This is a genomic window from Rhizobium sp. KDH_Rht_773_N, from assembly GCF_052946295.1.
Genome location: NZ_CM129525.1, coordinates 719,062 through 733,444 on the forward strand (window position 1 = coordinate 719,062; position 14,383 = coordinate 733,444).

General features: G+C 64.5%; 13 protein-coding genes. 9 read left to right on the forward strand and 4 right to left on the reverse strand.

Annotated features, from left to right (window positions below):
- Positions 1–38: 38 nt before the first annotated feature.
- A complete protein-coding gene (locus ACU8HS_RS03755) occupies positions 39–443 on the forward strand; it encodes a DUF1398 family protein (RefSeq protein ID WP_112568599.1) in 405 nt (134 codons plus the stop codon).
- A gap of 80 nt (positions 444–523) precedes the next feature.
- The gene (locus ACU8HS_RS03760) at positions 524–1,690 is read left to right on the forward strand and encodes an AI-2E family transporter (RefSeq protein ID WP_112568597.1); all 1,167 of its coding nucleotides are present in this window, start codon (positions 524–526) and stop codon (positions 1,688–1,690) included.
- 36 nt (positions 1,691–1,726) lie between these two features.
- On the opposite strand, the gene ACU8HS_RS03765 is transcribed toward ACU8HS_RS03760, so the two are convergent.
- The gene (locus tag ACU8HS_RS03765) at positions 1,727–2,512 is read right to left on the reverse strand and encodes a polysaccharide deacetylase family protein (protein WP_112568595.1); all 786 of its coding nucleotides are present in this window, start codon (positions 2,510–2,512) and stop codon (positions 1,727–1,729) included.
- A gap of 150 nt (positions 2,513–2,662) precedes the next feature.
- Positions 2,663–3,055, reverse strand: a complete 393-nt coding sequence (locus tag ACU8HS_RS03770; RefSeq protein ID WP_112568593.1) for a DUF930 domain-containing protein — start codon at positions 3,053–3,055, stop codon at positions 2,663–2,665.
- A 232-nt stretch (positions 3,056–3,287) separates the two neighbouring features.
- Here ACU8HS_RS03770 and ACU8HS_RS03775 point away from each other — a divergent pair, with 232 nt between their 5' ends.
- Together ACU8HS_RS03775 and ACU8HS_RS03780 are read left to right on the forward strand one after the other, a co-directional pair.
- Positions 3,288–5,396: a S9 family peptidase gene (locus ACU8HS_RS03775; RefSeq protein WP_447015425.1), complete on the forward strand. Its 2,109-nt coding sequence runs from the start codon at positions 3,288–3,290 to the stop codon at positions 5,394–5,396.
- Between the two features lie 51 nt (positions 5,397–5,447).
- On the forward strand, positions 5,448–5,972 hold the full coding sequence (locus ACU8HS_RS03780) for a DUF1697 domain-containing protein (RefSeq protein WP_447015426.1): 525 nt from the start codon (positions 5,448–5,450) through the stop codon (positions 5,970–5,972).
- Here ACU8HS_RS03780 and ACU8HS_RS03785 read toward each other — a convergent pair.
- The gene (locus ACU8HS_RS03785) at positions 5,969–6,646 is read right to left on the reverse strand and encodes a TetR/AcrR family transcriptional regulator (RefSeq protein WP_112568587.1); all 678 of its coding nucleotides are present in this window, start codon (positions 6,644–6,646) and stop codon (positions 5,969–5,971) included. The two genes, ACU8HS_RS03780 and ACU8HS_RS03785, sit on opposite strands and share 4 nt — an antisense overlap.
- Before the next feature lie 219 nt (positions 6,647–6,865).
- Between ACU8HS_RS03785 and ACU8HS_RS03790 the strand changes: the two genes are divergently transcribed.
- Both ACU8HS_RS03790 and ACU8HS_RS03795 read left to right on the forward strand, forming a co-directional pair.
- Positions 6,866–7,813 (forward strand): homocysteine S-methyltransferase family protein, encoded by a 948-nt coding sequence (locus ACU8HS_RS03790; RefSeq protein WP_113500544.1) that lies wholly within the window; start codon positions 6,866–6,868, stop codon positions 7,811–7,813.
- Positions 7,814–7,831: 18 nt separating this feature from the next.
- Positions 7,832–8,071: a hypothetical protein gene (locus ACU8HS_RS03795; protein ID WP_447015427.1), complete on the forward strand. Its 240-nt coding sequence runs from the start codon at positions 7,832–7,834 to the stop codon at positions 8,069–8,071.
- 15 nt (positions 8,072–8,086) lie between these two features.
- On the opposite strand, the gene ACU8HS_RS03800 is transcribed toward ACU8HS_RS03795, so the two are convergent.
- A complete protein-coding gene (locus tag ACU8HS_RS03800) occupies positions 8,087–9,541 on the reverse strand; it encodes an MDR family MFS transporter (protein WP_112568585.1) in 1,455 nt (484 codons plus the stop codon).
- Between the two features lie 257 nt (positions 9,542–9,798).
- Between ACU8HS_RS03800 and ACU8HS_RS03805 the strand changes: the two genes are divergently transcribed.
- The 3 genes from ACU8HS_RS03805 (at position 9,799) to ACU8HS_RS03815 (ending at position 14,342) form a co-directional block, all read left to right on the forward strand.
- Entirely contained in the window at positions 9,799–11,301 is a 1,503-nt protein-coding gene (locus tag ACU8HS_RS03805; protein WP_447015428.1) for a protein adenylyltransferase SelO, read from the forward strand.
- 34 nt (positions 11,302–11,335) lie between these two features.
- Complete coding sequence (locus tag ACU8HS_RS03810) at positions 11,336–11,881, forward strand: glutathione peroxidase (RefSeq protein ID WP_447015429.1); 546 nt, start codon at positions 11,336–11,338, stop codon at positions 11,879–11,881.
- A 121-nt stretch (positions 11,882–12,002) separates the two neighbouring features.
- Entirely contained in the window at positions 12,003–14,342 is a 2,340-nt protein-coding gene (locus ACU8HS_RS03815) for a glucose/quinate/shikimate family membrane-bound PQQ-dependent dehydrogenase (protein ID WP_447015430.1), read from the forward strand.
- The last annotated feature ends 41 nt before the right edge of the window (positions 14,343–14,383 follow it).

Consider the following 14,383-nt stretch of genomic DNA (forward strand, 5'->3'; position numbering starts at 1 on the left):
GTCCACACCCGACTTAAAAACCGAAAGGGAGAGCGCCGATGAACGCGCAGCAGAGAGCTATTGCCGAAGATTGCACCAGGGCGTCCGAAGAGGACCGCATGAGCTTTCCGCAGATATTGGGCCTCCTTTCGGAGGCCGGCATCGAAAGCTATTTCGCCGACCTCAGACGAGGGGTGAAGGTCTATTACCTGCCTGCGGGTGAAACGCTTGAGATCGCCACCGGCGCGGCAAGGCCGCCGGTTGCCGAAGCCTTCGATGCCGCCGCGGTCGGCGCGGCCGTGCAATGGGCGCAGGCAGCCGCGGCCGACTATAGCTACAAGGGTTTCTGCGGAATGGTCATGGCCGCCGGCTGCATGGGTTATCTCGTCTCCCTGCCCGGCCGGCGCGCGGTTTATTTCGGCCGTACCGGGCAGACGCATGTCGAGCATTTCCCGGACCGGTAGCCCGTCCGCCCGCTCTGGAACCGGTGGCAACCCTTGCGCGTTGATTGGCGAAGCAATGGGGCTTCGGGGACAAACCGCACATGAGCATCGCCAATGGCATCAGAAAACAGGCCGACAGGTTCCGTCTCGACGAACGCCCCATGAGTTCATGGGCACGCACCTTTCAGGCGGCGGCGGAGGAGCTTCCGCCGGCTCCCGTGCGCCGCGTCGAGAAGGACGGGCTGGATATCACCATGGCCTGGGCGATCATCGGCATCTTCGGCATTCTCGGCCTTGCCGCCGTCTACCTGATGTCGCTGATCCTGATCCCGATCACGCTTGCCGTGGTCGTCGGCATGATCCTCGGCATGGCGGCGGAGAAGCTTTCGAAGATGGGCGTGCCCCGGCTTGCCAATGCGGCGCTGCTGTCCACCAGCGTCGCCTTCATCATCTTCATGCTCATCAATTCGCTCGCCGGTCCGCTGACGATGCTGGCCAACGAGGCGCCCGGCTTCATCGACCGCACGACGCAGCGCCTCATGCCTTATCTGGAACGGATCGAATGGCTGCACATCACGCCCGCGACCTTCCAGAGCGGCCCGATGTCGATCGACTCGCTGCTCGAAAATACCGGCAACGTGCTGCATGTGGTGACGACGAACCTGACGCCGGCGCTGGTCCAGGGGCTGATCTTCTTTGCCGCGCTGCTGCTGTTTCTGGCAAGCCGGGTCAGCCTGCGCAAGACGATCATCATGACCTTCCGCGAACGCTCGCAGCGGCTGGCGGCGATCCGCGTCATCAATGCCGTGGAACAGGCGCTCGGCTTCTATTTCGCCACGGCCTCGCTGATCTACATGGCGCTCGGCGTGGTGATGACCGTCATCGCCTATGTCGGCGGGCTGCCGACGCCGGTGCTCTGGGGCTTTTTCGCCTTCCTTTCGAGCTTCGTTCCCTATCTCGGCATTACGCTGATGACCCTTGCCGTGGCCGTGGCCGGCATCATGGCGCATGACGGCATCATCATCGGCCTCATCCCGGCCGCGGCTTTCTTCACCGTGCATCTGGTGATGGAAAACCTGATCTTCCCCGCGGTGATGGGCCGGAGGCTGGAGATCAACCCCTTCGTCGTCTTCCTGGCGATCATCTTCTGGACATGGATGTGGGGGGCGGTCGGCGCCATGCTGGCGCTGCCGCTCTCGCTGATGGTCATGACGATCATCGACGAACTGCTGATCGAGGAAAGACCGCAGCCGCAGCTGCCGAAGTAAGGATAGCGGGCGGCAACGAGCCGGGAGAAGCCGGCCCTATTCCGTCGTCCTGTCGTCGCCGGTATCGGCGACATCCTGCAGGCGCACGAATTCGGTGCCCTTGGCCTTGAGATCGACGAGCGCCCTTGCCACGCCCTCGCCCGCCGCATGGGTCGGCTGGTTGATGTGGGAGATGACCACGTCGCCATCCCTGGCGGCGGCAATGCGCTTTTCGGTGACTGCGGCGCCGAGCAGCGAGCCGCCGTCGCCGTTTACGGAATAGCCGGCGATGCGATAGCCCATGGCGCGGATCTGGCCGATGGCGGAAAGGTCGTATTTGGCGGTCGAGCCGCGGAACCAGCGGGGCGCGGGAATGCCCGAAGCGACCATGGCGGCCGCCCCGCCTTCCACTTCCTGCCTGACGGCATCGGGCGAACCGGCCGAGGGGATGCCATAGACGAGCACCGGCTTGTCGATTGCCGGAATGTGCTTCTCGCCGTGATTTTCCAGTTCGAAGAGATCGGGATTCTGCAGGAAGACGGCAAGCGCTTTCGGATTGCGCTTCAGCCAGCGGGCGGTGACGAAGACGGTGGCGGGAATGCGCTCGTTGACCAGCGTCGAGAGAATGCGCTCGTCGGCCTCGCCCATGCAGGCGTCGAAGGTCAGCGCGATGCGGGCATGACCCGCGATATTGGAACGGGCGATGTGCAGATGCGGCTCGACGAGCTTCGGTCCGGCGGCGGCCGGCGCACGGGCGGCAGGTGCGGCAGGCGGGATTTCCGCGGCGAATGCCGACGAGGCGGCGGCCAGCAGCAGTGCAGAGCCAAGAAGAAAGCGCTTCATGAAGAATCAGATTCGGTTGCTGTTTTGCCGCTTCTTAAAGCAAAGCATGAAGGCGGGCCATGTGGCCTGATGCCGCCCGCAAAGAGGCGGGCGCGGCCTCAATCCGCCCGCATTCCCGTGCCAGTCCAGAGGACGGAACGTGCTGGAGGCTCAGTCGTAGAGATAATATTTGGTCCACTTGTCCTTCGGAACCTTCTCGCCGATCTTGTATTTCAGGTCGCGCACGTTGATGTGCTGCGGGCCGGTGATGCAGGTATAGGACAGGTGGTACCAGTCGCCCTTGCTGCGGAAAACGGCGCCGGGGGCTTCCAGGCGGTCGTCGCTCGGGATCGGGTCCTTGAACGTGTAGGCGATGACCTTGTCCGGCCGGAAGCCGGTGCCGTCCTTGTTGATCCGGCTCATGGCCTCGGTATCGCAGCTCTGTTCGAGCCGGGTGGCGGGGTCCAGCTTTTCGAGCTGTTTCTTGATGGCGGGATCCACGGCATAGGAGGAAGTGGCGGCAAGGCCGATGAGCGACATAAACAGGACCAGACGTTTCGGCATGACGGAGAAACCTTTACTGCTATGCATTCTTCATACTGCCGCCGGCTGCCTGCCGGGGCCTGGCGCGGGTGTAGTTTTCGCGCGACGCTAGCGGACATTCTTAAACAATGTGGTGACATCAAGGCAACGCGGCGGCCATTTTGTCTCAAGACGGTTCACCGCCCGACGCTTGATCCGGACCGGCCGCACCTCTATCTCTTGCCGAGCGATACCGCCATATACGGAGCCTTCCTTGACCGCTTTCAAGAACCTGCCTGCCCCGCCCGCCGCTGAAAAAAGACCGGTTTCCGACACGCGCCACGGCATTACGCGGACCGACGACTATGCCTGGCTGCGGGCCGACAACTGGCAGGCCATGTTCAAGGACCCCTCCATTCTCGACCCGGATATCCGCGCCCATCTGGAAGCCGAGAACGGCTACATGAACGCGGCGATGGAAGACACCAAGCCGCTGCAGAAGGCGCTGTTTGCCGAGATGCGCGGGCGCATCAAGGAAGACGACAGTTCCGTGCCGATGAAGGACGGCGCCTATGCCTACGGCACGTCCTTTGTCACCGGCGGCGAGCAGCCGCGCTATTTCCGCATCCCGCGCGAAGGCAACGTCAAGGACGAGACGATCCGCACCGTCCTGCTCGACGGCGACAAGGAAGCCGCCGGCAAGGCCTATTTCCGCCTCGCCGGCCTCGACCATTCGAGCGACCACAGCCGCGGCATCTGGGGCTATGACGACAAGGGCTCGGAATTCTTCACGCTGAGGGTTCGCGATCTTGCAACCGGCGAGGATCTGTCCGACGTGATCGAGAATACCGGCGGCGGCGGGGTCTGGGCGCCCGACGGCAAGAGCTTCTTCTATTCGGCGCTCGACGAGAACCACCGCCCCTCGAAGGTTTTCCACCATATTCTCGGCACGCCGCAGAGCCAGGACCGGCTGGTCTACGAGGAAGAGGATGCCGGCTTCTTCATGGGCGTCGGCGGCTCGCTGCTCGACGACTTCATCTATATCGACATCCACGACCACGAGACCAGCGAATACCGGCTGCTTTCGACCAGGGACCTGACGGCGGAGCCGAAGCTGGTCGCCGCGCGCGAGGAAGGCATCGAATATTCGCTGACGGAGGGCGGCGACGTCTTCTACATCCTCACCAACGACGGCGGCGCCAAGGATTTCAAGATCATGGAAGCGCCGGTTGACAGACCGGGCAAGGAAAACTGGCGCGAGGTCGTGCCCCACAAGCCGGGCACGCTCATCATCAGCCACATGGCCTATGCGCGCCATCTTCTGTGGCTGGAGCGCAAGGACGGGCTGCCGCAGATCATGATCCGCGACCGGCGCAGCGGCGAGGAACATGCGATCGCCTTCGACGAGGAAGCCTATTCGCTCGGCCTTTCGGGGGCGGCCGAATACGACACCGACGTCATCCGCTTTTCCTATTCGTCGATGACGACGCCCTCGCAGCTTTACGACTACAACATGGTCACGCGCGAGCGCACGCTGCTCAAGACGCAGGAAGTGCCGTCGGGCCACAATCCCGACGACTACGTCACTCGCCGCGTCTTCGCGCCCGCCTGGGACGGCGAGAAAGTGCCCGTCACCCTGCTCTATCGCAAGGATACGCCGCTCGACGGTTCGGCCCCCTGCCTGCTCTATGGCTACGGCGCCTACGGCATCACCATTCCCGCCGGCTTCAACACCAACTGCCTGTCGCTCGTCGATCGCGGCTTCGTCTATGCCATCGCCCATATCCGCGGCGGCAAGGACCGCGGCTTTGCCTGGTACGAAAACGGCAAGATGGACAAGAAGACCAACACGTTCAAGGACTTCATCGCCGCGGCTGACTATCTGAATCAGGAGAGGTTCACCTCTTACGCCGGCATCATCGCCGAGGGCGGATCGGCCGGCGGCATGCTGATGGGCGCTGTCGCCAACATGGCGCCGGAGAAATTCGCCGGCCTGATTGCCGCCGTTCCCTTCGTCGATGTCCTGAACACCATGCTCGACGACACGCTGCCGCTCACGCCGCCGGAATGGCCGGAATGGGGCAACCCGATCGAGAGCCGCGAGGAATACGAGCAGATCGCCGCCTATTCGCCCTATGACAATGTCGGCGCCAAAGCCTATCCGCCGATCCTGGCGCTCGGCGGCCTGACGGACCCGCGCGTCACCTATTGGGAGCCGGCCAAATGGGTCGCAAGGCTGCGCGAGAAGACGACGGGCACGGCGCCGATCCTGCTCAAGACCAACATGGATGCCGGCCACGGCGGCGCCTCCGGGCGCTTCCAACGGCTGGAGGAAATCGCCTTCGAATATGCCTTCGCGATCAAGGTGGCGGGCAAGATGTGAGGTCCGGATGCGGCCTGCCCCGCGCGGGCCGCCTGCTCAAGGGAGGGAGAAATGGCGGTCTATGTCGCCCTGCTGCGCGCCGTCAATGTCGGCGGCACAAGCTCCCTGCCGATGAGCGAACTGAAAGCGCTCTGCGAAGAACTCGGCTTTGCCGATGTGAAGACCTACATCCAGAGCGGCAACGTGCTGTTCCGCTCGGATGAAGCCGAAAAGGCGGTCGAGGAAAAGCTCGACGCGGCCCTCGGCAAAAAGATGGGCAAACGGCCGGGCGTGATGGTGCGCGGCCGAAGCGAGCTTGACGGCATCGTCGCCGGAGCGCCCTTCCCGGACGCGAAGCCGAATTTCCTGCTCGTCTACTTCCTGCCCGAGGCCGCGCCTTCCGATGCGCTGGAGGGGATGGTGGCGCCCGACGGCGAAGAGGCGAAGCTCGCCGGCCGCGAAATCTACGTGCACTATCCCAACGGCTCCGGCCGCTCGAAACTCAAGCTGCCGGCGCTGAAACCGGGGACCTCGCGCAACCTCAACACGGTGCGCAAGCTTGCCGAGATGGCGGCGGAGATGGAAGCCGGCAACTAAGGCTGCCCGCTGCCGGCCATGCCATGGAGCTGGTCGTGCCTGACGGCGGCCAGCGGCGATTCGACCGCCGGCAGGAAGAGCATCCTGACGAAGGTGCGCAGCATCAGCACCTGTTCGGCGAGCGTGTTCGGCTCCTTCAGCGTCTTCGACAGGACGATGCCGCCTTCCAGCACCGAAGAGACCATGTCGGCCAGCTGGTCGACATCGACGGGCTCACGCGGCGTGTAGACGGCCATGATCTCGCGGAACATGCGGCCGAAGCGGCGGCGCCAGGCCAGCACCGCGTTCTTGTTGGTCTCCTGGATCTCGCGGTCGAACAGCCGCTCGTAATAGCAGACGGTCGCGACCAGGCAGCCGGGATGGCCGTTCGGCAGGTCGGCCAGCAGTTCGGAGAGCAGTTTCAGGCCGAGCAGGAAGGATTGCAGCGGATCGTCCATCAGATCGCGCGCGCGGCTGAAAATCTCGTCGTAGATGCGCTCGTCATTCTCGATGTAGCGGTTGAGCAGGGCTTTTGCGAGTTCGTTCTTGTCCTTGAAGTGGTAGAAGAAGCCGCTCTTGGTAATGCCGGTTTCGACGATCAGCTCCTCGATGGACGTGCCGCCGAATCCCTTCTGCAGGACCGCCGCCTCCGCCACATCGAGGATGCGATTCCGTGTTTCCTCGCCCTTTCGCATGTCTCCCTCCTGTACCCGCGGTACAGTTTTCAGTGCAGCAGGATCGAGCCCGCTTCCGCCCCCGGCAGCATCGGCCCATGCAAGGGATTGATTTCAATCCGCAAAATTCGAAACCCGGCCTAGTATACCGCAAGTCGCCTAGTTTGGCAGCAGAATAAGCGGCAGAACATGGCCATCGACGGCAGTCATTTCAGGCGCCGCGATTGGAGAGGTTTCACAATGGCAAAGTACAGGCATGGGCTGCCGCAGCTTAGAGGCGGCGCCTTCATTACCGATGGCGGCATGGAGACCACGATGATCTTCCAGGAAGGCATCGAGCTTCCGCATTTCGCCTCCTTCGTATTGCTGGCTTCCGAGGACGGAAGGGAGCGGACGAAGAATTACTATCGCCGCTATCTGGACATCGCCCGGCGGCACGGCACGGGCTTCGTGCTCGACACCGCCACATGGCGCGCCAATCCCGACTGGGGCCGGAAGCTCCACTATACGAGCGAGGCGCTGCGGGCGGCAAACGAACAGGCCGTCGAGCTGCTGGTCGGCCTGCGCGGCAGCTATGAGAGGCCGGAGCAGCCGATCGTCATCAGCGGCGCCATCGGCCCGCGCGGCGACGGCTACAAGGCCGGCAACATGGGCGCCGAGGAGGCGGAGGACTACCACGCCTTCCAGATCGAGACCTTCGCCGGCACCGAGGCCGATATGGTGACAGCCTTCACGCTGACCAATATCGACGAGGCAATCGGCATTGCGCGGGCGGCAAGGGCGCATGACATGCCCTGCGCCATCTCCTTTACGCTGGAAACCGATGGCCGGCTCGTGACCGGCCGCAGCATCCAGGAGGCGATCGAGACGACGGATGCGGCCACCGGCGGGGCGCCGGCCTATTACATGATCAACTGCGCCCACCCGACGCATTTCGAAGGCGCGCTCGATCACGGCAGCGCCTGGGTGAAGCGCATTTCCGGCATTCGCGCCAATGCCTCGACCATGAGCCACGAACAGCTCGACAATAGCGAGGTGCTGGATGCCGGCGATCCTGCCGATCTCGGCCGGCGCTACCGCGAACTCGTCCGCCGGATGCCGCAGGTGCGCGTGCTCGGCGGCTGCTGCGGCACCGACCACCGCCATGTCGCGGCGATCTGCGAAGCCTGCCTGCCGCAGGCGGCGTGACGGGGCAAACGGGAGGGCATGATCGTGACGATGGTGGGGGCAACGACGCGTCAGCGCAGCTGGCGCGATCTGTGGCTTGCGATAACAGGGCGGCAAACGCAAGCCGAACCGGGTGCGGCCGAGGAGGTGGCGCTGCTTGATCTCGATCTTGCAGCCTTCGAGGGCCTCGACGGCCGCATGGCCTACGGGCTCCGGGCGGACCAACGCGAGGGGCGGCCATTGCGGCGCAGGCGATTGCGGGAGTTCGTCGGTTTCTGACGATGGGAAGGCGCCTCAGCTTCCGGCTGCGGCGCCTTTCTTCTGCCTGGCCCTGTAACCGCTGATCTCCTCGCCGGCGGTCGGCGAGAAGCGCAGGTTCCAGAAGGTGGCGGTGATCGAAATGATCGTGACCACGATGAAGGCGATGGAGAAATCGCCGAGCTCGGGCGTTTCGACGCCGTTGAAGGCCATCGAACCGTGCAGCGCCAGCGCGCCGATGCAGATGCCGAGCGACAGCATGAGCTGCTGGAAGGTGGTGTAGAAGCTCGTGGCCGAGCTCATCCGCTCCTGGCCGATCTCGTCATAGGCGATGGTGTTGTAGGCCGTGAACTGGAAGGACATGAAGAAGGCGCTGAGCACCAGCGCGACGAAGATCAGCGGCATCGGCCAGTCCGGCCGGAAGGCGGCGCAGAGGCCGTAGCCGATCGTGCCGAGAATGCCGTTGATGACGAGGCTGCGGCGGAAACCGACGCGGCGGAAGACGGCCTTGGCGAGCGGCTTCATGAAGAGCGCGCCGAGGGCCGTGGAAATGACGATCTGGCCGGCGGCGGCGGCCGAAAGGCCGAAGCCGATCTGGAAGAGCAGCGGCAGCAGGAAGGGCTGCGCGCCCTGGGTGATGCGCGTCAGCGAGCCGGCGATGACCGAGGTGCCGAAGCTCGGCACCTTCATCAGCGAAAAATCCATGATCGGCGACGGATGCTTGCGGGCATGGCGCAGATAGGCGATGCCGAACAGCAGGCCGATGGCGATCAGGAAAATCGAGAAGGAGCCCTGCCCTTCATGGCTCGACAGTTCGAAGCCGAAGAGCAGCGAGCCGAGCGAAATGCCTGAGAGGATGAAGCCGATCGTATCGAAGGGGCCGGCGGCCTTGCCTTTCACCTCGTCGATATAGATCGACACGAAAATCATGCCGATAATGCCGATCGGCACGTTGATGTAGAAGATCCAGCGCCAGTCGAGATAGGTGACGATGAAGCCGCCGAGCGGCGGGCCGACGATCGGCCCGATCAGCGCCGGCACCAGCAGCCAGGACATGGCGCTGACCATATCCTTGCGGTCGACGCTGCGCATCAGCACCAGACGGCCGACCGGCATCATCATGGCGCCGCCGATGCCCTGCAGCAGGCGGGCGAGTACCAGGAAGGGCAAGGTCGGCGCGAAGGCGCAGAGAATGGAGCCGGCCACGAAGACGGCGATCGCCGAGCGGAAGACGGTGCGCGAGCCGAAACTGTCGGCGACCCGGCCGCTGGCCGGAATGAAGATCGCCAGGCTGAGCAGGTAGGAGGTGAGCGCGATCGACATGGCCGGGGCATCGACACCGAAATCGCGCGCCATCGTCGGCAGCGCTGTCGCCAGCACGGTGGCATCGACGTTTTCCATGAGCATGGCACTCGCGACAATCATCGCGATCACCCGGAAATTGGGTGCTGCGCGCCGGACCATCGGCGCATGATAAATCTGATCCGACATCGTCAGGGATCACTCGCAGTGGCGCGGCAGAGCACACGGGGGCGACGGGGCCGCGGAGATGACATGGCAAAATGCCAAGAGGAGATGATTTGCTATACGCCTGCAATCATGGCAGCGCTATGTCTTTTATGGCAAATCTGCTTTGACGATCGGTAAAGACGGATCACCATTCCTTGCACTCCATTGCCCTTCGTGAAGGGGCCGCCGCGGGCCAGAATCGGCTTGCGTGACCGCACCGGCGGGCCTACCTATGGAAGATGAGCTCCGCCCTGCAGAAAAACCGGCCGGATACGGCCTTTTCCTTCGACAACAGCTATGCGCGCCTGCCGCCGCACTTCTTCGCCAGGCAGGCGCCGACGCAGGTGGCGGAGCCGTGGCTCATCAAGCTCAACGAAACGCTGGCCGAGGAACTGGGTCTCGACGTCGAGATGCTGAAGCGCGAGGGCGCGGCGATCTTTTCCGGCAACCGCGTGCCTGACGGCGCCGAACCGCTGGCGATGGCCTATGCCGGCCACCAGTTCGGGCAATTCGTGCCCCTGCTCGGCGACGGGCGGGCGATCCTGCTCGGCGAGGTGATCGACCGCAGCGGCAAGCGCCGCGACATCCAGCTGAAGGGCGCGGGGCAGACGCCCTTTTCGCGCCGGGGCGACGGGCGGGCGGCGCTTGGGCCGGTGCTGCGCGAATATATCGTCAGCGAGGCGATGTCGGCGCTCGGCATTCCCGCCACGCGGGCGCTTGCCGCGGTGCTGACCGGCGAAGGCGTGCGTCGCGAGGAGATCCTGCCGGGCTCGGTGTTTGTGCGCGTGGCGGCAAGCCATATCCGCGTCGGCACCTTCCAGTACCTGGCCGCGACCGGCGACGAGGACGGCGTCAAGGTGCTCGCCGACCATGTGATCGAGCGGCACTATCCCGCCCTGAAGGCGGCGGAAAACCCCTATCTGGCGCTCTACGAAGCCGTCTGCGACCGGCAGGCGGCGCTGATCGCCCGCTGGCTGCAGGTCGGCTTCATCCATGGCGTGATGAACACGGACAATATGGCGATCTCCGGCGAGACGATCGATTTCGGCCCCTGCGCCTTCATGGACAGCTACGATCCGATGACGGTCTTCTCCTCGATCGACCAGCGCGGACGCTACGCCTATGCCAACCAGCCGGGCATCGGGCAATGGAATCTGGCGCGGCTCGGCGAAGCGCTGCTGCCGCTGATCGATCCCGACCGGGACAAGGCGATCGAGCAGGCCAATGCCGTCATCAAGGCCTATGGCGAGCGTTTCCAAGCCTTCTGGCTGCAGGGCATGCGCGGCAAGGTCGGCCTGGCCTCGGCCGAAGACGGCGATCTCGAACTCGTTCAGGCGCTGCTGGCGCTGATGCAGGCACAGGGCGCGGACTTTACGCTGGCGTTCCGGCGGCTTTCCGCGCTGGCCGGCGATCCGGAGGCGGAGGCCGCCTTCGTCTCGAGTTTCCGCGAGCCGGCCGCTGCGGTCGAATGGCTCGCCCAATGGCGCGAACGGCTGGCCCGCGATGCCCAGGCGCCGGGCGAACGGGCGGCCGCCATGAAGCGGGTCAACCCGGCTTTCATTGCGCGCAACCACCGCGTCGAACAGGCGATCGAGGCTGCCGTCGAGGACGGCGATTTCTCGCTGTTCGAGGCGTTGCTGGCCGTACTTTCGAAACCTTATGAAGAGCAGCCGGCATTTGCCGCCTATATGGACCCGCCGAAGCCCGAGGAACGGGTGCTGCAGACCTTCTGCGGAACCTGATTTCAGACAAATCCCATATCAGTTGGAGACAGTGATGACCGACCTTCTCGACATTCCGGTCAAGACCGTTCAGGGGCGCGAGACGACGCTCAGCGAATATCGCGGCCAGGTGCTGCTCATCGTCAACGTCGCTTCCAAGTGCGGCCTGACGGTGCAGTACGAGGGGCTTGAAAAGCTCTATGCCGACAAGCGCGAGCGCGGCTTCGTCATCGCCGGCTTCCCGGCCAACGACTTCAAGGGCCAGGAGCCGGGCACGGACGCGGAAATCCTCGATTTCTGCACCAGCACCTTCGGCGTCGACTTCCCGATGTTCTCCAAGATTTCCGTCAAGGGACCGGACAAGCACCCGCTCTACAAGACCCTGACGAATTCCGACGTGGAGACAACCGGCGAAGGGCCGATGCGCGAGCGGCTGAAGGGTGCCGGCCTTGCCGGTGACGACAACGAAATCCTCTGGAACTTCGAAAAATTCCTCGTCGGGCGCAACGGCAAGGTGGTCGCCCGCTTCGCTCCCGACGTGACGGCGGACGACAGCCGCCTCGTCTCGGCGATCGACCGGGAGCTGGCAAAAGCGATCTGAAACCGCAGCCGCCGCGAGCGCCAATTGTGGCGGTTGAAAGGCAGGCCTCCCGCTCTATCTGCCTGATCGGCGTATGTTTTTCGCCATCCTCCGATCCGGCTAACCAGCGGGAGACTGCCTTATGGCAATCGTCATAACCTCTATAGTTTTCGTCATTTTCGGACTGGCGCTCGGCGCCGGCGGGCTCTGGCTCGTCACGCTCGGCGGCAGCGTGTTCTATCTCTTCGCCGGCCTCATGTTCCTGCTGACGGCAGGCCTGCTTCTCCTGCGCAAGGCCGTGGCGCTCTGGGCCTATGCCGTGCTCGTGGTCGTGGCGCTTGCCTGGGCGATCTGGGAGGTCGGGTTCGATTGGTGGCAGCTCGGCCCGCGCGGCGGCCTGATTATTCTCCTCGGGCTCTGGCTGCTGACGCCCTGGATCCGCCGCCCGCTCGGTTTCCGCAGCCCGACCGGCACCTATTACGGCGCCAATCCCTGGCCGCTGGCGGTTCCGGTCGTCGCCGCCATGCTCGTCGCCCTTTATTCGATGACGACAGACCCGCATGACCTTGCCGGCGACCTGCCGACGCAATCGGTTGCGGCCAGCCCGGCCTTCGGCGGCAATGTGGCCGACGGCGAATGGCACCAATATGGCCGCACGCCCTACGGCCAGCGCTATTCGCCGCTCGACCAGATCACCGCGCAGAACGTATCCACGCTGACGGAAGCCTGGCGCTACCAGACGGGCGACGTGAAGAAGCCCGACGATGTCGGCGAGACCACCTACCAGGTGACGCCGCTCAAGGTGGGCAACACGCTCTATCTCTGCACGCCGCACAATTGGGCGATCGCGCTCGACGCCCGGACCGGCCGGGAGAAATGGAAATACGATTCCAATTCCGGCATGAACCCGGACCGGCAGCACCAGACCTGCCGCGGTGTCACCTACTATAACGACGAGGCCGCACCGGCCGGCGAACCCTGCAAGGAGCGCGTCTACCTGCCGACCTCGGATGCGCGGCTGATTGCGCTCGATGCGGCCAACGGGCAGGTCTGCACCGGCTTTGCCGATCAGGGCGTCCTGCATCTGCAGACCGGCATGGAGTACAATCCGGCCGGCTACTATTACTCCACCTCGCCACCGGTCGCCGTGGCGGGCAAGATCATCATCGGCGGGGCGGTCAACGACAATTATTCGACGCAGGAACAGTCCGGCGTCATCCGCGCCTACGATATCGACAGCGGCGCGCTGATCTGGAACTGGGATTCGGGCAATCCGGACCAGACGGCGCCGCTGCCGGAGGGGCAGCACTACACGACGAACTCGCCGAACAGCTGGTCTGTCTTCAGCGTCGATGAGCAGCTCGGCATGGTCTATATCCCGCTCGGCAACCAGGTGCCGGACCAGCTTGGCATGAACCGCAGCGCCGATGTCGAGACATTCTCCTCCTCGGTGGTGGCGCTCGATATCGATACGGGGCAGCTGCGCTGGGTGCAGCAATTCGTCCACCACGATCTCTGGGACATGGACGTGCCGGCCCAGCCGGTGCTGCTCGACCTGACGAAGCCGGACGGAACGGCGGTGCCGGCGCTGGTGGCCTCCACCAAGCAGGGCGATATCTACGTGCTCGACCGGCGCACGGGCCAGCCGATCATCCCCTTCAAGGAAATCCCGGCGCCGGGCGGGGCGATCCCGGAAGACCGCACGGCGCCGACGCAGCCGATCTCCGACCTCACCTTCTCGCCGGAGCCGCTGCAGGAAAAGGATATGTGGGGCGTCTCGCTGTTCGACCAGCTCGCCTGCCGCATCGCATTCCACCGCTACAGATACGAGGGCCGCTACACGCCGCCCTCGCTGCAGGGAACGATCGTCTATCCCGGCAATTTCGGCACGTTCAACTGGGGCTCGGTCGCCGTCGATCCCGAGCGGCAGGTGATGTTCGGGATGCCGACCTATCTCGCCTTCACCTCGCGCCTCGTGCCGTCAGCCGATATCCCGCCGCGCGGGCAGGACGAGAAGGGCAGCGAACAGGGCCTCAACCGCAATGACGGCGCGCCCTACGGCGTGTTCATGGGGCCGTTCCTGGGGCCGCTGCAGATCCCCTGCCAGGCGCCGCCATGGGGCTATGTCGCGGGCGTGGACCTGCGCACAGGGCGCATCGCCTACATGCACAAGAACGGCACGGTACACGACATGACGCCGCTGCCCCTGCCCTTCAAGGTGGGCGTGCCGGGCATCGGCGGGCCGATGCTGACAAGGGGCGGCGTCGCCTTCCTCGGCGCGGCCGTCGACAACTATCTGCGCGCCTATGACGTGACGAACGGCCGCCAGCTCTGGCAGGCGCGGCTTCCGGCCGGCGGCCAGGCGACGCCGATGACCTATACGGCCGACGACAACAAGCAATATGTCGTCATGGTTGCCGGCGGGCACGGTTCGGTCGGCACCAAGCCCGGCGACTATGTGATCGCCTACACGCTGCCGTAGTGCAGTCAGAAGGAGACACCAGCTCTGGGCAGGCTTGCCCC